We start from the raw sequence: 21189 nt of genomic DNA, 5'->3' as shown, positions 1-21189 counted from the left end.
ACGTCAGGGAGAGTGCTTCAGGAGTTCGTCGAGTCGATCGAGAACCCGCCTGTTGAGCAGGGTGCGGTTGGTCATCTCGCAGTGCCCACCCGCACCCTCGGCATCGGTGAACGGGATGAGAGTCACCTTGTCGCCGAGCCGATCTCCGAATGTTCCTGCTCCCCGCGCGAGGACATCGTTCTCGGCTGCCGTCACCACGACCGGGCACGAGATACGCTCACCGACCTCGTCGAGTGTGTACTTGTTCATCTCCGCGAACAGTTCCCGGATGTCGGAGACCCCGTTGACCCAGAATCCACGGGAGACGATCTTCCAGCGCAGCGACGGATCCGACTCCACCGCAGCCATGATCGCGTCGGCGTCCTGCTCGCTCATCGAGAGAGGATCGTCGAGGACCTCGGGGGAGAGGCCGAATGCTGCCCCGAGGGCCCGAGTGCCGGCCGCGACGCTCCACTGACCGGGATCGGCGACCACCGCGGCCAGACGATGCTCACCGGATGCTGCGCGCGGCGCGAGATACCCACCGAGACTCCATCCGCTCAGGACGATGCGTTCGGGGTCGACGATGGGGGAGGCCGTCGCATGATCGATCACCGCGCGCACGACCACTTCCCAGTCCGGACGCATCGGCATCTTCTGCTTGTAGAGCATCTCGCCCTGGCCCGGTCCGTCGAACAGGAGACAGTGGTAGCCGCGCCGCAGCGCTGCCACGGCCGATGCGAAGTACATGTCGGTGATCGTGGCGTCGTATCCGTTGGTGAAGACGACGAGCGGCCGCACGCTGTTCTCGTGACCGGGTGCGGGAATCAGGTAGCCCGGCAGCGTGGTGTCCTCGAACGGAATCCTGTCGGGAGTCACGGGCGTCTCCCCGATCGCCAGCCCGGCATCGAAGGCCGCCACCTGCTTGTCGAAGGCGGCGATCAGACGCGGGTCGACCGGGGAGCCGTACAGCGGGTGGTAGGCGGTCGCGTAGTAGGCGCTCGCCCGCAGGAACAACTCGCGTGCCGAATCGTCGTGTCCGGCGGCCGCGCAGGTCTCCGCTTCGGTGACGAGACGGTCCCCGGCCTCGACCCACGCCCGGTAGAAGTCCGCGTCGTCACCCTCCCCCACCTGCCGGGCCACTGCGGCGATCTCGCCGAAGTCGGCGCCGCCGTAGGGGATGTAGGCCAGTGGCCAGGTTCCGAACTCGTCGTGCAGATGATCGTGGAAGAGCAGACCCATGCCGGTGCTCCTTCGAGCCGAGGTTCGCGAATCGGGGTTCTCCCTGCACGGTGACGGCACGACGACGTCACCGCTACCGGAATCAGCGGATTTCACCCTCGATTTCGTCTAACAGGAGCTTCGGCTTCGCTCTCCTATACGGCTACGAGCCCATCCGGTGCCTTCTTCGCCAACCGGCCGGCGAGGGCCGCGCACACCAGGAGCTGCATCTGGTGGAACAGCATGAGCGGCAGCACGATCAGGCCGATGGGCTGGCCGGGGAAGAGCACGATCGCCATGGGCAGACCGGTGGCGAGGGACTTCGTGGAGCCGCAGAAGAGGATCGCGACACGGTCCTGGTATTCGAAACCGAGTCCGCGCGACGAGTACCAGGTCAGTGCGAGCACGATCACGAGCAGCACCGCGCACACACCGACGAGGGCGAGCAGGCGGCCCACCGAGATCATCGACCAGATTCCTTCGTTCATGCCGCGGCTGAACGCCACGTACACGACCAGCATGATCGATCCGCGGTCGACGAGCTTGAGCGGCTTTCCGTGGGCCTTCACCCAGCCGCCGATCCAGCGCCGCAGGAGCTGACCGGCGACGAACGGCACGAGCAGCATCAGCACGATGTCGAGCACGGCCGACCCGCTGAAGGTGACGCCCTGGGTGGACATCGTCAGCGCGACGAGCAGTGGCGTCGCAAAGATTCCGATGAGACTCGAGGCACTGGCCGAGACGATCGAGCCGGGGATGTTGCCGCGCGCCACCGAGACGAGCGCGATGGCGGACTGCACCGTGGACGGCAACAGGCACAGATAGAGGACGCCGAGATAGAGCGGGTCGGTCAGGATCGACGGCACGAGCACCTTCGCGGCCAGGCCGAGCAGCGGGAAGACGACGAAGGTCGTGGCGAGGATCGTCAGGTGCAGACGCCAGTGCTTGAGACCCTCGATGGCCTCCTGCGTGGACAGGCGCGCGCCGTACAGGAAGAACAGCAGCCCGATGGCGATCTTGGCGGCCCAGTTCACGCCGTCGAGTACGACCCCGTCGGCGGGCAGCAGGGCAGCGACGGCGACGGTGGCGAGGATGGCGAGCAGGAACGGGTCGAGTCGTCCGAGCACGGGGATCTTGGAGAGCACGAATCGACGGTACGGCAGCCTGAGGTCATTACAGAAGACGGTCACCACGTTTTCTGTAATCGCGATTCATGATGAAATGGAGGTCGTGTTCGATCCGGTACATCTGAAGAGCTTCCTCGCCGTCGAGCGGGAACGCGGCTTCACCGCGGCCGCCCACCGCCTCGGCCTGCGACAGTCGACGGTCAGTCAGCACGTCGCGCGGCTCGAGAAGGAGATCGGACGCCGCCTGTTCGTACGCGACACGCACAATGTCGAGCTCACGGCGGACGGTGCCGACATGGTCGCCTTCGCCCGCGAGATCCTCGATCGCCACGATGCCGCGCGCAGACACTTCTCGGAGTCGCCGCTCAGCGGCCGGCTGCGTTTCGGGGTCTCCGAGGACCTGGTGCTCTACGAGCTGCCGTCGATCCTCGCCGAGTTCCGGCGTAGTCATCCCCGCATCGATCTCGAACTCACGGTGGATCTGAGCGAGGACCTGCAGCGCCGGCTCGACGACAACGAGCTCGATCTGGTCTTCGGCAAGCGCCGGCCCGGCAGCCGCCACGGCGAGATGATCTTCCGCGAGCGCCTCGTCTTCCTCTCCGCCCCCGATTACGTCCTCGATCCGGACGAGCCGACACCGCTGGTGTCCTATCCGTCGCCGGCCCTGACCCGCGACATCGCGCTCGAGGTCCTCCAGCGCAGTGGGCGCGGTGTCCGCGTCGCATGCACGACCGACAGTCTCAACGGCCTGCGCGCCGCGGCGCTCGCCGGACTGGGCGTGGTGTTGCATGCCGAACGGCTCCCTCCGCCCGGTCTCGTCCCGGTGCGCGATCCCCAGCGACTGCTTCCCGATGCGGGGGAGATCGAGTTCGTGCTCATGGCGCGTCGTTCCGTGCTCAGCGGTCCGGAGGCGGCCCTGCGGTCGGCCATCCTCGCGAATGCGGATCGCGTGCGCGTGTGACGGTGTCGCGGATGGGTATTCCTCTGCCACGCCCGCTGGGGGCGGCAATGTTCACGCCGCAGGAGGAACCGTGTCCACAGACGCGATCGTGTTGCTGAAGGAAGACCACAAGGAGATCAAGAAACTCTTCCGCGACTTCCGGAAGGCCGAGGGGGAGAAGGAGAAGGGCAAGATCGTCGACAGGATCATCGAAGCCCTCACCGTGCACACCTATCTCGAGAACGAGTGCATGTACCCCGAGGTGCGTTCCCTGCTCCCCGATCTCGAGGACGACATCCTCGAATCGTACGAGGAACACCACGTCGCCGACGTGCTCGTCATCGAACTGGCCGGGATGAAGCCCGACGCAGAGCGTTTCGATGCGAAGACGACGGTCCTCATCGAGAACGTCGAGCATCACATCGACGAGGAGGAGGACGAGTGGTTCCCCAAGGTGCGCGAGGCGCTCGGCCGTAAGCAGTTGCAGGACATCGGTGCCCGCATGCTCGAGATGAAGAAGGACGCCCCGCGGTCACCGGCGCAGCCGTCCGCGCTGAAGAAGACGATCGACGCGGTGATCAGCTGACGGTGTGCTGCGGTCGGGCGAGGGAGGCGCCTCGTCCGGCCCGGCTCGCCCGGTAGGCGTCGCGCCGCGTCTCGACGAGCCATCCCGGCCACGGATCGACGAATCCGGGGCAGTGGACGGTCGGATCGAATGACGGCTGCTCCGAATCCTTCTCGGGCAGGCGGCGGGTCAGCGTCAGACGTCCCGCCGCTTCCAGAGGCCCGCGGGCGGAACCCACCAGGAGGGAGAACTCGATCGGTACCTCGAGTGCCTGCACGGAGGTCGTCGAGGACGGTTGTCGTCCGCGCGGAACGGCGGTGATCCACCGCGGCGTGGGATCGCTGTCGGTCCGATAGGCCATGAGTGTGCTGTAGCGGGCACTCGACCACGAACGGGCCGGCAGCAACGCCACCCGGGCCGGCAGATGGGCCGATGCGAGCAGGACGTCCCACGGTCCGGTCTTCGTGGCGAAGCGCACCGCGAGACCGAGCACGTCCGGCATCCCGTCCGGTGTGCCGATGGCCCGCGACACCCGGGCGACGACAGGGGTAGGACGGGGAATCTGCCGCGGCCACCAGGACGACTCGAGTTCGGCGACCCCTTCGAAGGTCGCACCGCGCGGGTGGAACACGCGTGCTCCGCGCAGCGCGGATCCCACTCGGAACGGCACGGACAGCGCCGACGACAGAGCAGTCATAGGGATGGCATACCCGCGATCCGCCGGTTCAATCGCCTTCGTCACTCCCCACCCGGGCAGCGTCCGATTCGGTCACGATGAATACATGCGTTCACCGTTGCCGGATTATCTGACCGAAGTGCTCCGAGGATGTGCCGACAGTTCGGGTGCCCTCGCCGACTACATCCCGGAACTGGCGAGGGCCGACCCGGACCGGTTCGCCCTCACCCTCGTGACAGCCGAAGGTGCGATGTACTCCGTGGGCGACGACGACACCGAGTTCACGATCCAGTCGATCTCGAAGCCCTTCGTCTACGGTCTCGCACTGCAGCAGAGAGGCTTCGACGCCGTGCTCGACGTGATCGACGTCGAACCCTCCGGGGAGGCGTTCAACGAGGTCTCGCTCGAACGCAACACGGGCCGTCCGCTCAACCCGATGATCAATGCCGGTGCGCTCGCCGCACACGCCCTGGTACTCGACGGCCGGCAACCCGAGGCCTCGGTGGAGGACATCCGTTCCCTGTTGTCGTCCCTGGCCGGCCGCGAGCTGACGATCGACGAGAAGGTCGCGTCGTCGGAGCTCGAGAACTCCTATCGCAATGTCGCCATCGCCAATCTCCTTCGGGGGTACGAGGTTTTCGAGGACGATCCCGACGAGATCGTCGAGGGGTACATCCGGCAGTGCTCGGTGACGGTGACGACCAAGGATCTCGCGATGATGGCCGCGACGCTCGCGGCGGGCGGTGTGCAACCCGTGACGTGCGAGGAGATCTTCTCGCGGGACGTGGTGCGTCAGGTGCTGTCGGTGATGGCGACCTGTGGGATGTACGACGCGGCGGGGGACTGGCTCTCCACCGTCGGCATCCCCGCCAAGAGCGGCGTGTCCGGAGGAATCATAGGAATCCTACCGGGACAGTTGGGTATTGCTGCGTACTCGCCGCGCCTCGACGACCACGGCACCAGCGTCCAGGGGGTCGCCGCCTTCGGTCGTCTCTCCCGCGATATGAACCTGCATCTGATGGACGCGCCGATGGTCGCACACTCGGTGTTGCGCAGAAGACATGTCATCGGTGATGGTGATGAGTCTCTCACCCTCCTCGAGTTGCAGGGCGACCTCCAGTTCACCAGTTCCGAGGGTCTCGTGACGGCCGTGGTCGACGAGCCGGTGGAGACGAAACGCCTGGTCTTCGACCTGTCCCTCGTCCGCACCATCCTGCCGGTCGGCCGAAGGATGTTGCTGGAGATGATCGGTCGGCTCCACCGGGACGGCGTGGAGGTCGTCGTGATCGACCCCGAAGGGCATCTGCCCGAGCCCGACACCGGCTACGGCTTCCGACCGCAGGTCCACGCCTCGTGGGAGGAGCTGGAGGCGCAGGGGTGAAAGGGCATTCGGCACGAAAGTGACGTGAGGGACGGCTGTGAAATTTTCCGGAACCACGGGTGGCGTCCACACCGAGCACTGGGCTACGGTGTCGTGCGGTGTGCCCGAGGCTGGTCGGCGAAAGACGCTCGTACCCCACGAAAGAAGATCCATTCATGCCGTTCACCCGTGAATCCCTCGTCGTCCCCGGAATCGTCCGGGTAGGAGGATGATGGCGTTGCTGACACGTTCGCCCTACCGCTGCCCCGGAGACGGCAGCGTGATCCACCACGCGTGCGCAGGACTGCTGACCTACTGGGAGCGTCCCGTCGAGGAGCACGTCGCCCGCACCTCGCTGGGCGACACCTACGTGCTCACCACGGGTCCTGCGACCGCACCGCCGATCGTGGTGCTCGCGGGTGGCGACCTCCCGGCGGCGGGGCTGCGTCTGCTCGCCGAGCAGTTCGGCGAGCATCACCGGGTGGTGCTCGTGGATGTGCCGGGCCTTCCCGGTGCGAGCGCCGGCAGCCGGCCCGACAGCCGGATCCACAGCGTCTACGGCCACTGGCTCGTCGAGGTGCTCGATGCACTCGGCGTCGAGCGGGTTCCCGTGATCGGTCTCGGCTGGTCGGCCTCCGTGGCTGCTGCGGTGGAGGATCCCGACCGCATCGAGAAGCTGGTGATCGCCGCGCCGCTGGGTCTCGTCCCGCGCGTCCGGTGGAACCGCGCCCTCATTCCCGGCCTGCAGTGGCGCAACGAGCCCAACTTCGAGAACACCGAGCGGTACCTTCGAGCACTCGCGGGATGCGACTACCGGCCCGACGAACAGACCCTGCGGTGGTCCTGCCGTGTCGGCGCGTACTGCACGTCGCTGACGAACATGCCCCGCATCGAGCGGGCCGTGCTGCGCCGCTGGCGCGGGCGCCCGGTCGAGGTCGTCGTGGGAAGCAAGGATCCCCTCGTGCAGGTCGACGCGCTGAACAAGCTGGCCGACGACATGGGTGCGCATTTCGTGGCGCTTCCCGAGGTGGGTCATCTCCTCGCGGTCGAGGCGCCGGCCGCTCTCGCGGCGACGGCCGCAGCCGTAGCGGTAACGGAGAACTGAGAACCGGGGCTCGGAAGAATCCGGTCCCGGAGAGTGTGGGTCGGAAGTGGCGATGCCGGGCTGCCCCCGACGGGCGTAGCTATCAGTCCGGCATCGCCACTTCCGGTCACCCTCCCAGTGGAACCCGAAGGCTCGGGTACCCACACCAGGGCTGCGATAATCCCCGAATTATTACGTTTTGGTCACGGGGACACCTACGACCGTACCACCTGAATGCCGAGTCGTTGCAGATGTGTGTGTCGGCGCGTCACACATCCGCGATCACGGGGACTCGGTCACATCACGCCACGGCTCTGCCGGATCACGCCACAGCGGGACTCCAGTCGACCACGACCGACCGGGCACCGATGTACTCCAGCAGGTCGCGGACCGGTCCGCCGAAGCGGAGCTGACGGGCGACCTCCAGTTCGTCGAGGTCGTCGTCCTCCGTGCCGACGAGGATCCCGTTGATCACGCTGCGGGCCGCGGAGACGACGAGAGTCTCCTCCTCGGCCACCCGGACCGGCACATCGTTCTCACCCGCCACCGCGCCGACCGCCACGGCCACGTAGTCCCTGTCCTCGTCCGCGTCGTGATACGCGACCAGACGGCCGTGCAGTACGGACTCGGGCAGGATGCGGTCGAGCGTTACGCCCGAGGGAACGCGCTCGTCCTCTGGACGGATGCTCGGGCCGGATGCGGCCGGTGTGGCCGGGGATGCCGTGGGCTGCGCGGCTGCGTACAGGGGTACGCGCCGAGACGTCCAGCCGAAGTAGGTTTCGCGTTGCGCATACATCGCACCTGCGCCTCCTCGATAGGACTTCGTCTCTACCTCCAGTGTGCTCCGGGCCACCGACACGTTTGTCGGTTCCGAAGGGAGGGGTCGTAGGAGCTAGGGTATGTCTGACAAATGCTTTGTCCAGGCGACGACGGCGTTCAGCACTACGGCAGCGCGGTAGACGGTCGCGAGTTTGTCATATCGCGTGGCCAATCCACGCCACTGCTTGAGATGGCAGAACCGGCGTTCAACCACATTGCGGCCGCGATAGTCAGCCGAATCGAATGCCGGCGGTCTGCCACCACCTGATCCGCGTCGGCGACGATGTCCGGCCTGATCGGACGGTTCGGCGATGACCGCGCCGATGCGGCGCCGCCGCAGCAGCGCACGGTGGGCGCGCGAGGAGTATGCCTTGTCACCGCGGACCCGGTCCGGCCTGGTGCGCGGACGTCCACCGGCCAGACGGGGGACTCGCAATTGGTCGAGCAGATGCGGGAAGGCAGGCGAATCTGTCGCTTGCCAGGTTGATGGGACCACCTGATTGCCAGAGGGTAGGGACCACCGTGGCGCGTTATTGAGGATGCGTGTTGTCGGTGGCGGCGTCAACTGCTCCGGGCCGGGTGCGTTGACGGTAGGACGGTCCTTCGACGACGAGGGTGTGGGCGCTGGAGGTCAGCCGGTCGATCGCGGATTGGGCGAGGAGGGTGTCTGCGGTCATCGTCAGCCACTCCGACGGCTCCCGATTTGATGTGACGATCGTGGTCTTCTTCTTGTGCCGTTCTACGATGAGTTCGTAGAAGTCGTTGGTTTCGGTGGCATCGAGCGGTCGCAGCGCGAAGTCGTCGATGATGAGCACGTCGATCGCGGTCAACCTGCGGATCTCGGCGTCGACGGTGTTATCCAATCGGGCTGCGCGGAGCCGGGTGAACAGCTTGTCCGATCGCGCGAACAGAGCACTGTGTCGCCGCCGGATTGCCATGTGCCCTAATGCTGTTGCCAGATGGGTCTTGCCGACCCCGACCGGGCCGAGAACGATCGCGCACTGCTGGTTGTCGAGGAACCGCAATGAGGTCAGATCTGCGAGGAGTGTCCGGTCGTAGCGCAGATCATCGAGCGCATTCCAGGTATCGAACACCATCGCCGGGTCGAGTCCTGCCTTGGTGGCTCGTAGTGTCGCCGAACGTGATTCACGCCGGTTCACTTCGTCGGCGAGGAGCACTTCGAGGAACCCGATGTGGCTGAGTTTGTGTTGACGGGCCAGGGCGGCGCGTTCGGGCAGCGTGTCGGCCAGCGCCCCGAGTTTGAGAGCTTTGAGCAGTCGGACCATGTCGGTACCGACAGGTTCGGTGGCTGCGGTGCGGGTGTGGGTGCTCATCGGTGGATCTCCGTGTTCTCGGCGCTGTCGCCGACGACTGACAGTGTGGGTGCATTTGCGGCAGTGTTGAATTCGGATGGATCACGTGAGAATCGTGATGCGGTGTGTCCGACTGCTTTCGGCAGATCCGGCGAGGTCTTTTCGGTGGCGCGCTCGAGCATCGAGGCGATCTTGGTGACCGAGACGACGTCGAGGTCGAGCGACAGGGTGCAGGCCTGCTCGACCCGTTCGGCTCCGTAGCGGCGGACCAGTCCTTGCAGACGGTAGACGCTGCGGATCCTCGTCCACGGCAGCGGATCGTCGAGGATGCGTTCGGCGTAGATGCCGATGTTCGGCCCGTGCGCGGTGCACTTGGCGATCAGAGAGGTGACATCACGCAGCGCGTAGTCGGATCTGTGTTCGGGCAGGTCAGCGCGGTCGGTGCTCCGTCCACCCGGCGGCGTGCGGGGGTGGATCTTCACCAGGATGCCGCGGTGATAGAACTTCACCAGTTCGGTGTCGGCGCGCACCGACAGCGTCGATCCGATCCACTGTTGCGGCAACGAATACAACGCCCGCCCGACTTCTGCGTGGAAATCACGGTGCACTTTCACGTCCTTGAAGATCGGCACATCGTAGACCGCCGGCACCGGCAACAACATGGGTCGTTCGGCAGTGTCGAAGACCTCCAGCGGTCGTGCGCAGGTGGTGCCGTGGATACGCATGCCCGCGGTGGTGCTGCACCAGCGGACGACGGACTCTTGAGCTTCGGCGAGATCGGTGAAACGTTCACCGACCCAGAAGTTTCCGCGCACGTACTGCACGGTGCGTTCGACGCGGGGTTTGTCCTTCGGTGACCGCACCCGGGCGGGATCGGTGATGAATCCGACGTGACTGCTGTAGTCGAGCCACCCCTCGCTGAAACGCGGGGTGATCGGGTCCGCCGCGGTGACGACGGGTCTGAGGTTGTCGGGGATCAGGACCGCGAAGACCCCGCCGAAGAACTTCCATGCCGCCTCGCATCCGGCGATCACCGCCGCCAGCGTCTGCGAATAGGTCAACCACACGAACATGTGCCGGCTGTACACGGCGGTGAAGATCAGGGCATGAACTTTCCGGGATCGGCCGTCCTCGGGGTCGGTGAGCATCCCCAGATACCCGAAGTCGATTTGGCATTCGACACCCGGATCTCCGTCGACGACCCGAACGGTGAGGTCCTTGCGGCCGAAACCGCACCGCTCGGTAGCGAACCGGTGCAGCGTCCGGTACGGCACCACACAGCCTTGGCGGGCGAGGAGCACGTGGATCTTGGTGATCGTCAGCGGTTTGTGCTCATCGTCCCCGGCCACCCACCTGGTGATCTGCTGCTCGTGAGGAACCAACTGTTCCCATGCCGCACCGTGTCCATGAGGCCGGTCGGGGCGCACGGTGTCGACGACCGCAGCGATCAACTCGTCATCGATGTCGGCTGCAGTGCCGTCCCTGTTCAGCCCGGCAGTCTGGGCGGCGTCGACGTAGCGTCGGACGGTCTTGCGGTCCACCCCGGCGTGGTCTGCGATGGTGCGCAGCCCAGGCGCCGGCAGAGCGGCTGTCCCGAGCCATAGTCGCAGTACTTCTCTGATCTCGTTCACACTGATCTCCCGAAAAGCCATGCCCGTCGACCTCCGCGACCTCGCTTGAGCTGTCACAGACGATCGAACGAGCAAACGACGAGATCACCGGCAAGGCGCGCCGGTGGTCCCATAACTGGCAATCCAGGTGGTCCCATCACCCTGGCAAAATCAGCTCACACCGGTCCCATGCTCATGGCAGACGACAGAATCGCCGAATTGTCCCGGCGCGACGAGCACGACCAGCGGCAGTCCGTGACCGTCGACGAGTTGATGGATCTTTGTCGACAGACCGCCTCGGGAACGGCCGACGGCGTGGTCAGGCGGTTCGATTCGCAAATTCGTGTAATTCGATGGGTCCCCCTGTGTGGCGGGCGATGTTGGTGGCGTGCTGATGCGCACGGACGATCGTCGAGTCCACCGAGACCACCCAGTCCAGTATCCCCGCAGCGTCGGCGATGGTGAGCAGTCGTTCGAGGATGCGGTCCCAGGTGCCGTCGCTGGCCAGGCGTCGATGCCAGGTCCAGATCGTCTGCCACGGCCCGAACACCCGGGCACGTCGCGCCAGGCAATGCCGCATCGATAGCGATAGATGATTCCCTCGACCATCGCTCTGGCATCGGAGAACGGGCGGCCACGGCGGCCGGTCCGGGCCGGCAGAAGATCGGCGATTGCGTCCCACTGCTGGTCGGAAAGAGTCTGGAATCGCGTCACTCAACCATCATCGGTGCTGCTCGTCGGAGGCTATCTACCGGGGATGATCACGACAATTCCCAGTCCAGCGTCCCGTCGTTGACCACCGGCATCCACCCGAAGCACGGTTCACTGTGTTGTACCGCGGAGGCCACCTCGTCGATAAGCGCATCGATCGAGGACCACATCATCATGCTCTGATCGGCATCTTCGCCGGCGAAGTCCCGTACACACCCGCTCTCTTCCCCGGCACGCGTGTCGACGACGAGGAGGTCCCCTTGATCGTTCTGAGCGATCGGGATATAGGCAGGCAAGTAGGTGAACGAGATCGTGCCTGCCGGTTCGTCGAGGAGCGCACTTCCGCCGAGGTCTTGGGTCATGTCCGCCCAGGTGGTCGTCATCGATGTCCATGCAGATGACACCCGATCCAGGGAAAGCGGCTCGAACGAGGGCAGGATCTGTGCAAAGGGTTTTCCCTCATTGGTGCCGTTGTGGAGACCGAACCATGTGCGGAGCTCTGTCGGCCACTGGCGTCCGGTCGCCGTTTCTGCTGTGACGAGCACGGATACCTCTGCCGGAGGGGAGATGGCAGAAGCTGTCACGGGCGCCTCCTTCACGCACCAGTCATACAGGCGTTGCCAGTTGCTTTCGAGGCTCATGATCGGACCCTACCGACCTGCGGACCCACACAGTCCCAGCTTGATACGACGGCGTGTTCGACGTGAGCGTCCAGTATTCCCCGTTCCACGCATTCGTAGGACGCGGCTTTTAGAGCATGTCTCTTATGGCCTAGATCGTTTGTGCGGCATAATGCACTGCCGTGGTCGATGCGTTGTCTTCCCGGCTGGTACCGGATGCGTTGTGGGAGATCGTCGAACCGTTGCTGCCCGGATTCCGGGCGCGGCCCCAAGGCGGCGGCCGGGCGGCGATCGATGATCGGGCGGTGTTCACCGCGATCGTCTACGTGCTCACCAGCGGCTGTGCCTGGCGGCACCTGCCACCGTCGTTCGGGGTCAGCGTTCCGACCGCACACCGCCGCTTCACCACCTGGGTTCGGGCCGGGGTGTTCGACGAGCTGCACCGCCGGGTCCTCGATCGGCTCGGTGCCGGTGGGGACCTGGACTGGTCCGCCGCGATCCTGGACGCAGCGCACGTGCGGGCGAAAAAGGGGGCTCTCTGACCGGTCCCAGCCCGGTCGATCGAGGCAAGAACGGCTCGAAGATCCACATCCTCTCCGATGCCGACGGCATTCCCCTCGTCACGGCGGTGACCTCGGCGAACACCCACGACAGTGTCATGCTGCAACCCATGGTCGCTGCGATTCCGGCGGTGCGCTCACCTCGCGGTCCGCGGCGCCGCCGACCCGGCCGGTTGCGGGCGGACAAGGGTTACGACTATCCCGTGCACCGCCGGTGGCTGCGGGCCCGGGGCATCGTTCCGCGGATCGCCCGCCGCGGCGTCGACAGCAGCGAACGCCTCGGCCGTTACCGGTGGAAGATCGAACGCACCCTGGCTTGGCTGAGCGGCTATCGCCGGCTGACGATGCGCTACGAACGTCACGGTGAGAACTTTGCTTCCTTTCTCCAACTCGCCGCTGCGCTGACCTGCTTCAAGAAACTCACCAAATGAGACGTGCTCTAAATCGCCCCGAGTTCGGTGGAGGCTCGGCTATCTGGTTCCGGTCTCAGCGAGGACCGGTGTCTCACGGTAGTCCGCCGCCGTTTCGCCGGTTAGAAGCTCATCGCGCTCTGGGACGGGTCATGGCCCACCGGTCCCGGGGCATGACCGCCTGGCTGGCGACCCAAAGCAACTGGTTCCGCGTCGAACGCCTCCCGGCGTATGCGCCCGAACTCAATCCGATCGAACAGGTCTGAGGGAACATGAAATCCACCGAACTGACCCACCTGTGTTCCGGTACCCTCGACGAAGTCCGCACCCGACCGAGAACCGCCTGACCCGGATCAGCTCGAGCTACGACCTGGGCCTCGGTTTCCTCAACCACACCGGACTTTCCATAGTCCCCACTCACTCAATTACCGAAACATCTGTAATTGCAATTACAGTTTCCGACATCTCGAACCGCTGCGCCCTTCGTCATGTGACCGGCTTTCCCGGCCTCGGACTACTCGGGCGCCCGCGGGGGCCCTCGACGGGCGATGCATCTATCCCGCCTCGATGAACCGACTGCCCACAAAGCCGGGAGCCGTGACGGGTAGTTCCCGTGTTCACTGTGATTCGCTCGATGAAGTAAGAGCCCAACTGTGTAGTTGAGTCCCGGATAGTGGTGTAACGCGGTCCTCGTCTCGTTGGCGGATTCGCCTCCACGAGACACGGCCACCGCGTGATCCTTTCGAGTGAACCTTCCACAGCACTCTCGATCGGAGCATCACGATGACCGCACCGTACATTGTCGACCCTGCCGGCCTGCTTGGCGAGGCCTTGGCCGAAGCCTCCCCGGATCTGATGCGCACGTTGCTGCAGACCATCATCAACGCCCTGCTCTCGGCCGATGCCGACGCGGTCGTCGGCGCCGAATGGGGACAGCGCTCATCGGAGCGCACCACCCGGCGTAACGGCTACCGCCACCGCAGCCTCGATACCCGCGTCGGCACCGTCGACGTCGCGATCCCCAAACTGCGCACGGGCACCTACTTTCCCGAATGGCTGCTCGAACGCCGCAAGCGTGCCGAATCCGCCCTGATCACCGTGGTTGCCGACTGCTACCTCGCAGGCGTGTCGACCCGCCGGATGGACAAACTCGTCAAGACCCTCGGCATCGACTCGTTGTCGAAATCGCAGGTCTCGCGCATGGCCACCGAGCTCGACGAGATCGTCGACGATTTTCGGCATCGGCGCCTGGACACCGCCGGGCCGTTCACCTTCGTCGCCGCCGATGCGCTGACGATGAAGGTGCGCGAAGGCGGCCGTGTCGTGGGGGCCGTCGTGCTGCTGGCCACCGGTGTGAACGGGGACGGTCACCGTGAGGTGCTCGGTATGCGGGTGGCCACCAGTGAGACCGGACCGGCGTGGAACGAGTTCTTCGCCGACCTGGTCGCCCGGGGCCTGGGTGGGGTCCGGCTGGTGACCTCCGATGCGCATGTCGGTCTGCGGGAGGCGATCGCGGCGAATCTGCCCGGCACGGTGTGGCAACGCTGCCGGACGCACTACGCAGCCAATCTCATGTCGATCTGTCCGAAGAGCATGTGGCCGGCAGTGAAGGCGATGTTGCATTCGGTCTACGACCAGCCCGACGCCGCCTCGGTGCATGCCCAGTTCGGCCGGCTGCTCGCCTACGTCGACGACAAACTCCCCGCGGTGGCCGAGCATCTCGGGCAGGCCCGAGAAGACATCCTGGCGTTCACCGCCTTTCCGAAGGACGTGTGGAGTCAGATCTGGTCCAACAACCCCACCGAGAGGCTGAACAAGGAGATCCGGCGCCGCACCGACGCGGTCGGGATCTTCCCGAATCGGGACGCGATCGTCCGTCTGGTCGGTGCGGTGTTGGCCGAACAGACCGACGAATGGCTCGAAGGCCGACGTTATCTCGGCCTCGACGTGCTGGCTCGATGCCGTCTGAACACCGTCACCGACACCGACAGCGAGATGGGAGCGGACACCATGCCTGCACTCAACGCCTGAGACTGAGGGCCTTGACCCCGGTTCTTGGACACGCTGAATCCAGCATCTGCTGGGGAAGCGAGATGATCTTCAGTCATGTCACGAAAGAACTACTCGGAGGAGTTCCGGCGCCAGGCGGTCGAGTTGTACGAGTCCACGCCGGGCGCGACGATCCGAGGTATCGCCGCTGACCTCGGGGTCGTGCGCGGCACCTTGACAGGCTGGATCGACCAGTACGGGACCGGCACCCAAACCCACGTCGACGGCACCCGGGTGCATACTCCGGCACGGCCCCACAACCCGAGCCCCGGCACGGGTAGCGAATCGGAGACCGTCGAGCAGAAACTCGCCCGTCTCGAAGCCGAGAACGCCGCCCTACGAGCGGAAGCAACCAAGCTCACCACCGAACGCGAGATCCTTCGTAAGGCGGCCAAGTATTTCGCCGGGGAGACGAACTGGTGACCCGCTTCCAGTTCGTCGCCGACCACTCCGACACCTATCAGGTGAAGCGGTTGTGCGAGCTCGTCGAGCTCGAGCGTTCGTCCTACTACGCCTGGAAGTCCGCCGAGCCGGACAGGACCGCTCGCGCCGCGGCCGACGCGCAGCTGGCCGAACGAATCCGGGCGATCCATACCGAGGACAACACCTACGGAGCACCCAGGATCACCGCAGAACTCAACGATGGCGTCACCGTGAACGAGAGGGTCAACCACAAGCGGGTGGCCCGGGTGATGCGTCAGAACAGCATTGTCGGCTACCGCCGTCGACGACGGGTCACGACCACCGTCCCAGAACCTGCGGACCAGAAGGTGCCCGACCTGCTCGAGCGGGACTTCACCGCCCCTGCACCGAACTGTATCTACGTCGGCGACATTACATATTTACCGATCGAGGGCGGTGCCAACCTGTATCTGGCGACGGTGATCGATTGCTACTCCCGCAAACTCGCCGGCTGGGCGATCGCCGACCATATGCGCACCGACCTCGTCGCCGACGCTCTCCTTGCTGCTCATGGAGATCGTAATGGATTGTCCGGGTCTATCTTTCACTCCGATCACGGCGCGCAATACACCTCGAAGGATTTCGCTTCCCTCTGCGCCGACCTCGGCGTCACCCAGTCGATGGGTAAAGTCGGCACGAGCGCCGACAACAGTCTCGCCGAATCCTTCAACGCCGCCCTCAAACGAGAAGTCCTCCAGAACGCGAACGTCTGGTCGGACGAAGCCACGTGCCGGCGTCAGGTGTTCCGTTGGCTCACCCGCTACAACACCCGACGACGACATTCCTGGTGCGGACACCGGTCCCCGAACACCTACGAGACCCTCTACATCGCTACGCTGGCATCCGCGGTGTAATCCACCACCCGTGTCCATTTGCTGGGGGTAAGGCCCTGACGGGGTCACGCAGCGCTACACCACTTCTGGGGACTTGACCAACTGTGTCTTGAGGCAGTGCCACGAGAACATCGTAGATGTTACTCGTGACCTTCCGGCCGGCTTCAATAAACCGCCCAGGAGTTCCCACCGATCTCGGTAGCACGCCCCGCGGCCTGTCCAGATCCGCCAGGTTCGAGCAGGTGGCGCATTGAGGGACGTAACGACGCTGGTTCCTCGCGCACTCCTCCATACTTCGCTTGCCGCATCCGCACTATCTGGCAGTACATGCCATATCCCTGCGTTGTCAGGACTGCTCCCGCCTTCTCCAGCACCACCCGGATCCCGGGCTGCCCTCAGCTCCACCGACCTGCTACGACCAGGCCAACAGTGAAGGCCTCTCGCCTCCACTCGAATCACGGCGTCTCACAGCGCAAAACGAAAGCGCGCCAGATTCACATCAACTTGGCCGTTAACATCCGCCAGGGGCGACGGCGTAGCCCCTGGCGGATGCACCCGAGATTCCGGCCGATCCATCCGGACAACGGCAAAAAAGCTGGGCAAAACTGTCCCGTCCCCTGAAAAGTAACGGGTAGCAGGCCTTTTCAGCCTGCTGCGGCTCGCGGCGCGGCCAGCCGCGCGGCGCTGTCAGTAAGCGCCACGCGGCGTAGGGCTCGCTCGAAGAGAGACCAAGGGTCCGAGGGCTCTAACTCCCCATCCGCGGCCCGGTGTAGGAGTTCGGCGAAACAGGCCAGGTATACCGCGTGTCGGTCGGGCGTGCCCGTTTCCTTCTCTAGTCGGCTCATCACGCCGCCTTGGAGGCCTCCACCGTGGTGTACGGCGACCTTCTTTCGCCAGGCGATGGGTTCGGAAACGCGACGGCTCATCGCGGTACGGAGGTGGTACTTTTCCCGGCCCTCTCGGACTTTGCACTCGGGTGCGGTCTCCAACGCCACACACATCACGGGCCATGACCAGAAGGGATGATGGGTGGTGGTGCCATACGCGAGCGGCATCCGGTTTGAAAGCTCGTTACTGCGGCGTGTGCTGTCGACAGACGACAAGACCTGTTCGATCAGATCACCACGGTGGTCGAAGGGGCGATAGAGACCAGCGTTGATCAGATCGCTGCCGTAGCCGGTCAGCAAGACCTCGTCTGCAGGGATGGCACCGAGCCGCTGCACTGCTGTGGCAGTCAGCGCGACTTCAACGACCTCGGGGTCAGCGATGCCCAGCCACCGGATGGTTTCCGGAATCGACGAGATGATCTGATCTTCAGTCAGGTGGACAGGCACGAGGTCGATCCCGAGCTCTGCACAGAGTTCGGCGGCATCGGTGAGTTCGTCACCCCAGGGAGTTCCTACGCTGTATGGAGAGACAGACAGTCCGGCAGTGGCCGCGAGATAGGTCACCGTCCCCGAATCGATGCCGCCCGACAGTAGGGTGGCGTAGCTGGTACCCGCGGGAGTGGTCGCATCGATGCGATTGATTTCCGCGGTCAGGGCCTCGAGTTGGGCTTCGCCCGCGGCTAGCGGATCGTTCCGGTGCGGATTGTAGAAGTCCCCGAGCAGGTCGTACTCCTCGCCGACATCCATGAGCCAGTAACCGCCGGTATACCGGGTCCGCGACACGATACTGTGCTGCAGCCGGTTCACTTCGCGCAGCAGCGTGCCACGCTCATACCCAGTGGAGCCGCCGGTGAACTCGACGGGCATCCCGAGAGCGGGCAGCACGAGCGGCGCGAGTATCAGATCCGTGAAGTAGGCGAACAAGCCCTTCATCCGGTTGACTGCGTAGTAGACCGGGTTTTCGTTGAGCGCGGAGATGCGCACCGTGACGGCATCCGGATCGATACGGATCGCGGAGGACGTCATAGCGGCTTGGCTGTCAGAGTGTACTGACAGGGTGCCCACGTCGAGTACGAACGGCGGGTTGTCGGGGAGAACCGCCCCTCCGGGGCCCCGATAGTAGACCTGCAGGTCGCCGAGGTCGGCGTGCTGTGCTAGGTGGTTCAGGGCCGGGGCGGACGTGTTGGTGACGACGCACCATCTACTGACGGGAGGCATGGTCAGCCCTTTCCGATGATGCGGCGCATACGCTGCTGCGCTTCGCCTGCGGAGAAGGCGGTGCGGTGGGACCGCTTGCCCTCTTCGCGCACCCGTCGAAGGCCTTGGACATACGGGCCGTTGACTCGCGCTCGGGTCGACTGGACCGCGGCCACGGTGTAGCGGGCGATGCGTCGGCCGTGCTCCACGGCACGGTCCAAGAGCTCTTCGGGGGCCGTCACTTCGTGCAGAAGTCGGTCTGCGAGGGCTCGGTCAGCGGGCCATTCGGCACACGTGTAGAGCATGTCCTGCATCACACTGCGGCCGACCACCGTCTCCAGCATGTAGCCGCCGAAGTTGCAGGCGATGCCAACCTTGAACTCCGGCATCACGAGCTTCGATACGCTGCTCCCAATGCGCAGATCGCAGCAGAGCGCGATCTGCAGACCGACACCGATCGCGAAGCCGTCGATGGCGGCCACCACGGGCTTGGATATCCCGGCGATGGTGCTGTAGAGGTCTGTGATGTCGTCGATCCATGCATCGACCTCGTCGCCGCCGGAGAACTCCGAGACCTCGTTGAAGTCACCGCCAGCGCCGAAGGACCGGCCCGCCCCGCCGTACAGGACGACACACCGCACTTCGTCGTTACCGTCGAGATCCAGCATCAGCTGGGTCAGCTCGCGCATGCGCGCCCGACTGAACGGGTTTTGCTCGTGTGCCTGCGAGAACTCTACCAGGGCAACCCCTCCTGACAGGATCTCGCACTTCATGCTCGTCGTCCCGACTTCAGTCGTCGACATAATTCCTCCTCATGCAACTAGCGGACAAAGTGATCTGTTCGTAGAGAATCAAGGGGGCGTAACTGCCCCTGTGGCTCAGTACTCCAGCGGGCTGGGTCGATCTGCCTCATCCAGGCGATGACGCCGCCCTCAAGATGGACGGCATCGGCGAACGGGCCTGCCGTGCCACGCCCAGGACCGCGCGCGTATGGACACCGGTCTTGCCGTCACGCGCCCTGGGACACCATGCGAGCACCGGGGACGTTGACGATCTCCCGTTCGTGGTGTTCATGGATATCAATGAGGTCGATGGGAGCGTCCCAAGCGAGCAGCTTCTCCCGAAGCTCCCTGGGCGTGATTGCGGAGCGGGCGACGGCGGCCAGCGCCTGCTCACTGCGGCTCACAATTCGCCTCGGGCAGGGTAGTTGTTGTCGTTAATCCAGCGGATCGTCTCAACGACCTCGTCGAGGTGCGGTCGGAGGAACGGCATCGTGGTCTGAACCGCCGCGTACAGGGTGCCGTCCGGTCGGATGATGAATAGGCCCGGCTCACTGAACTCGTTTGGCTGGCCCTCCTTGATGGCCTTCGAGACGTGCAGGCCCCACTCCCGCATCGATTCGATACTAAGCCCGTAGCCGATCGGCACGCGGGTGATATCCCATTCCTCGACGGCCCGCTTAGCGCGGCCCTCGTCATCCCCGCTCACCGCCACCACTGAGGTCACTCCGACCTCAGCGAACTTGTCCATGAGGCTGTCGAGTTCCGTCACATGAGAGCGGCACATGGGACAGTGCACGCCCCGGTAGAAGACCACCAGGCTGAAGTTCTCAGGGTGTTGGTCTGCAAGGGCCCACCGGCTGCCGCCGACCAGAGGGACATCGAGGGTTGGCACAGGCTGTCGGGGCTTGAGCATATGAGGGCTCCTGTACGAAGACAACGGGTATCAAGCGTCGTGCGGGGGATCTGAACTGTCTTGCGATTGAGTCAACTTGCAGGGCGGAGGGAGGGAACAGACGGAAACCGGATCGGGAATTCGAGGGCCCCTCGGTACCGAGACACTAGGGGGCGCCGGACAGGGTCAACTGTCCCCGGAACAGGACACGGGTGCCGCCCTCGCTGATGGCGGTACGGCCGTGCAGCGTCCGCTGGTTGTCGATGATCAGCAGGTCTGCCACCTGCCAGGAGTGTATGTAGGTATAACGTTCCGAGCGCAGGAAGGTGTCGAGTTCTTCGAAGAACCGGTCGGAGCGCTCCTGGTCCATGCCCTTGACCCGGATCTCCCAGGAGCGCTGGGCGACGTCTAGGGGGAAGGCGGTCGCAAGGTTCAGAGACTTCACGCGGCCATAGTCGCGGGTTGTCGGGATCGTGTACCAGTCCTCGGGAACGGTGGGAAAGTAGCCACGCTCCTTCACCAGGTACTCGATCTCGTGCTCGTCTAGCACCCGGCGAAGGTGTACTGGCATCTCTTCCCAGGCGGTCAGTTGATCGCTGACATAGGTCGCACCGGAGCCCGGAATATCGGAGAACTCGGCCGCGTACAGAATGATTAGGTCGACACGCTCGCCCACCAACAGTCCGTCCGTGTGGATGGGCAGAGGGCCGCGTCCCGTCACCACCTTCCCCTCGTCGCGGGAGGCGTTGAGTTTGAGTAGATCAGCCTGGCCCTCGCCGAACTTGTGGTCGACCGTGTCGCCGAGCGAGCGCACGAGGAGCTTGAAACCGTCCTCGTCCAGCTCGACGCCCCGGACCAGGGCGCACCCGCTCTCCAGTGCGGCCCGTCTGGCCCGCTTGGCCAGATCCTCGACGGAGCTTCCCGGGTTCCAAGTAAGAACCGCGCCCATACCGGACGGGGTCAGCTGCTGGTATCCGTTGTTTTCAGACATAGGTGGTTCCTTCTGTGGGTTGCCGCGCTGACGCAAGCTGTACGCCGACGGCACAGGTCTCGGACCGCACGCCAGTCCAGACGTGGTATGGCTCTGGTCAG

Annotated in this window: 22 protein-coding genes and 1 pseudogene; 8 read left to right on the top strand and 15 right to left on the bottom strand. The window is 64.8% G+C overall.

Features of this window, described 5'->3' with window-relative positions:
- Positions 1-3: 3 nt before the first annotated feature.
- Positions 4-1221, bottom strand: coding sequence for an alpha/beta hydrolase (locus CKW34_RS23745; RefSeq protein ID WP_059381866.1), 1218 nt, complete (start codon positions 1219-1221; stop codon positions 4-6).
- A gap of 134 nt (positions 1222-1355) precedes the next feature.
- Positions 1356-2345, bottom strand: a complete 990-nt coding sequence (locus CKW34_RS23740) for a bile acid:sodium symporter family protein (protein ID WP_059381865.1) — start codon at positions 2343-2345, stop codon at positions 1356-1358.
- 76 nt (positions 2346-2421) lie between these two features.
- On the opposite strand from CKW34_RS23740, the gene CKW34_RS23735 reads away from it, so the two are divergent.
- Positions 2422-3288: a LysR family transcriptional regulator gene (locus tag CKW34_RS23735; protein ID WP_059381864.1), complete on the top strand. Its 867-nt coding sequence runs from the start codon at positions 2422-2424 to the stop codon at positions 3286-3288.
- A 70-nt stretch (positions 3289-3358) separates the two neighbouring features.
- Positions 3359-3853: a hemerythrin domain-containing protein gene (locus CKW34_RS23730; protein WP_059381863.1), complete on the top strand. Its 495-nt coding sequence runs from the start codon at positions 3359-3361 to the stop codon at positions 3851-3853.
- On the opposite strand, the gene CKW34_RS23725 is transcribed toward CKW34_RS23730, so the two are convergent.
- Positions 3846-4529, bottom strand: a complete 684-nt coding sequence (locus CKW34_RS23725) for a phosphodiesterase (RefSeq protein ID WP_059381862.1) — start codon at positions 4527-4529, stop codon at positions 3846-3848. The genes CKW34_RS23730 and CKW34_RS23725 overlap by 8 nt on opposite strands.
- Positions 4530-4614: 85 nt before the next feature.
- Between CKW34_RS23725 and CKW34_RS23720 the strand changes: the two genes are divergently transcribed.
- Together CKW34_RS23720 and CKW34_RS23715 are read left to right on the top strand one after the other, a co-directional pair.
- Positions 4615-5889, top strand: a complete 1275-nt coding sequence (locus CKW34_RS23720; protein ID WP_059381976.1) for a glutaminase — start codon at positions 4615-4617, stop codon at positions 5887-5889.
- 211 nt (positions 5890-6100) lie between these two features.
- Positions 6101-6973, top strand: coding sequence for an alpha/beta fold hydrolase (locus CKW34_RS23715; protein ID WP_059381861.1), 873 nt, complete (start codon positions 6101-6103; stop codon positions 6971-6973).
- A gap of 301 nt (positions 6974-7274) precedes the next feature.
- On the opposite strand, the gene CKW34_RS23710 is transcribed toward CKW34_RS23715, so the two are convergent.
- The 7 genes and pseudogenes from CKW34_RS23710 to CKW34_RS23685 form a co-directional block, all read right to left on the bottom strand.
- The gene (locus CKW34_RS23710; RefSeq protein ID WP_059381860.1) at positions 7275-7748 is read right to left on the bottom strand and encodes a hypothetical protein; all 474 of its coding nucleotides are present in this window, start codon (positions 7746-7748) and stop codon (positions 7275-7277) included.
- Between the two features lie 96 nt (positions 7749-7844).
- A complete protein-coding gene (locus tag CKW34_RS23705; protein WP_197700686.1) occupies positions 7845-8267 on the bottom strand; it encodes a transposase in 423 nt (140 codons plus the stop codon).
- A gap of 34 nt (positions 8268-8301) precedes the next feature.
- On the bottom strand, positions 8302-9105 hold the full coding sequence (gene istB / locus CKW34_RS23700) for an IS21-like element helper ATPase IstB (RefSeq protein WP_039585263.1): 804 nt from the start codon (positions 9103-9105) through the stop codon (positions 8302-8304).
- Complete coding sequence (gene istA / locus CKW34_RS23695) at positions 9102-10736, bottom strand: IS21 family transposase (protein ID WP_059381859.1); 1635 nt, start codon at positions 10734-10736, stop codon at positions 9102-9104. The genes istB and istA overlap by 4 nt, the downstream gene beginning before the upstream one ends.
- A 277-nt stretch (positions 10737-11013) precedes the next feature.
- Entirely contained in the window at positions 11014-11244 is a 231-nt protein-coding gene (locus tag CKW34_RS24735) for a hypothetical protein (RefSeq protein WP_231921777.1), read from the bottom strand.
- 47 nt (positions 11245-11291) lie between these two features.
- A pseudogene (locus CKW34_RS24955) lies at positions 11292-11408 on the bottom strand (hypothetical protein); the annotation flags it as partial.
- A 47-nt stretch (positions 11409-11455) separates the two neighbouring features.
- Entirely contained in the window at positions 11456-12046 is a 591-nt protein-coding gene (locus CKW34_RS23685) for an SMI1/KNR4 family protein (RefSeq protein ID WP_080968204.1), read from the bottom strand.
- A 173-nt stretch (positions 12047-12219) separates the two neighbouring features.
- On the opposite strand from CKW34_RS23685, the gene CKW34_RS23680 reads away from it, so the two are divergent.
- From CKW34_RS23680 to CKW34_RS23670, 4 genes are all read left to right on the top strand, one after another.
- Positions 12220-13016 (top strand): IS5 family transposase gene (locus tag CKW34_RS23680; protein ID WP_095092110.1). Its coding sequence is split into 2 segments (ribosomal slippage): positions 12220-12556 and positions 12556-13016, totalling 798 coding nucleotides; the frame shifts between segments, so codons are not numbered across the junction.
- Positions 13017-13147: 131 nt separating this feature from the next.
- Complete coding sequence (locus CKW34_RS24405; protein ID WP_156665120.1) at positions 13148-13261, top strand: transposase; 114 nt, start codon at positions 13148-13150, stop codon at positions 13259-13261.
- Between the two features lie 517 nt (positions 13262-13778).
- Complete coding sequence (locus CKW34_RS23675; protein WP_059384850.1) at positions 13779-15026, top strand: IS256 family transposase; 1248 nt, start codon at positions 13779-13781, stop codon at positions 15024-15026.
- A gap of 75 nt (positions 15027-15101) precedes the next feature.
- Positions 15102-16360 (top strand): IS3 family transposase gene (locus tag CKW34_RS23670; protein WP_414896219.1). Its coding sequence is split into 2 segments (ribosomal slippage): positions 15102-15453 and positions 15453-16360, totalling 1260 coding nucleotides; the frame shifts between segments, so codons are not numbered across the junction.
- Positions 16361-16983: 623 nt separating this feature from the next.
- Here CKW34_RS23670 and CKW34_RS23665 read toward each other — a convergent pair.
- The 5 genes from CKW34_RS23665 to CKW34_RS23650 all read right to left on the bottom strand — a co-directional run bounded on the left by CKW34_RS23665 (position 16984) and on the right by CKW34_RS23650 (position 21088).
- The gene (locus tag CKW34_RS23665) at positions 16984-18444 is read right to left on the bottom strand and encodes an asparagine synthase C-terminal domain-containing protein (RefSeq protein WP_059384743.1); all 1461 of its coding nucleotides are present in this window, start codon (positions 18442-18444) and stop codon (positions 16984-16986) included.
- Between the two features lie 2 nt (positions 18445-18446).
- Positions 18447-19226 carry an enoyl-CoA hydratase/isomerase family protein gene (locus tag CKW34_RS23660; RefSeq protein WP_059384742.1) on the bottom strand — a complete coding sequence of 260 codons (780 nt, stop codon included), beginning with the start codon at positions 19224-19226 and terminating at the stop codon, positions 18447-18449.
- A 206-nt stretch (positions 19227-19432) separates the two neighbouring features.
- Positions 19433-19609 carry a hypothetical protein gene (locus CKW34_RS24400; protein WP_155418987.1) on the bottom strand — a complete coding sequence of 59 codons (177 nt, stop codon included), beginning with the start codon at positions 19607-19609 and terminating at the stop codon, positions 19433-19435.
- Positions 19606-20118, bottom strand: coding sequence for a peroxiredoxin-like family protein (locus CKW34_RS23655; protein ID WP_059384741.1), 513 nt, complete (start codon positions 20116-20118; stop codon positions 19606-19608). Before CKW34_RS23655 ends, CKW34_RS24400 begins: the two co-directional genes overlap by 4 nt.
- Positions 20119-20263: 145 nt before the next feature.
- Positions 20264-21088 carry a TauD/TfdA dioxygenase family protein gene (locus tag CKW34_RS23650; RefSeq protein ID WP_059384740.1) on the bottom strand — a complete coding sequence of 275 codons (825 nt, stop codon included), beginning with the start codon at positions 21086-21088 and terminating at the stop codon, positions 20264-20266.
- Positions 21089-21189: the final 101 nt, after the last annotated feature.

Origin of the sequence: Rhodococcus rhodochrous (genome assembly GCF_900187265.1) — a bacterium.
Lineage (GTDB): Bacteria > Actinomycetota > Actinomycetes > Mycobacteriales > Mycobacteriaceae > Rhodococcus > Rhodococcus rhodochrous.
Note: the sequence above shows the minus strand (reverse complement) of the source record. Positions and strands in the feature narration are given on the sequence as shown.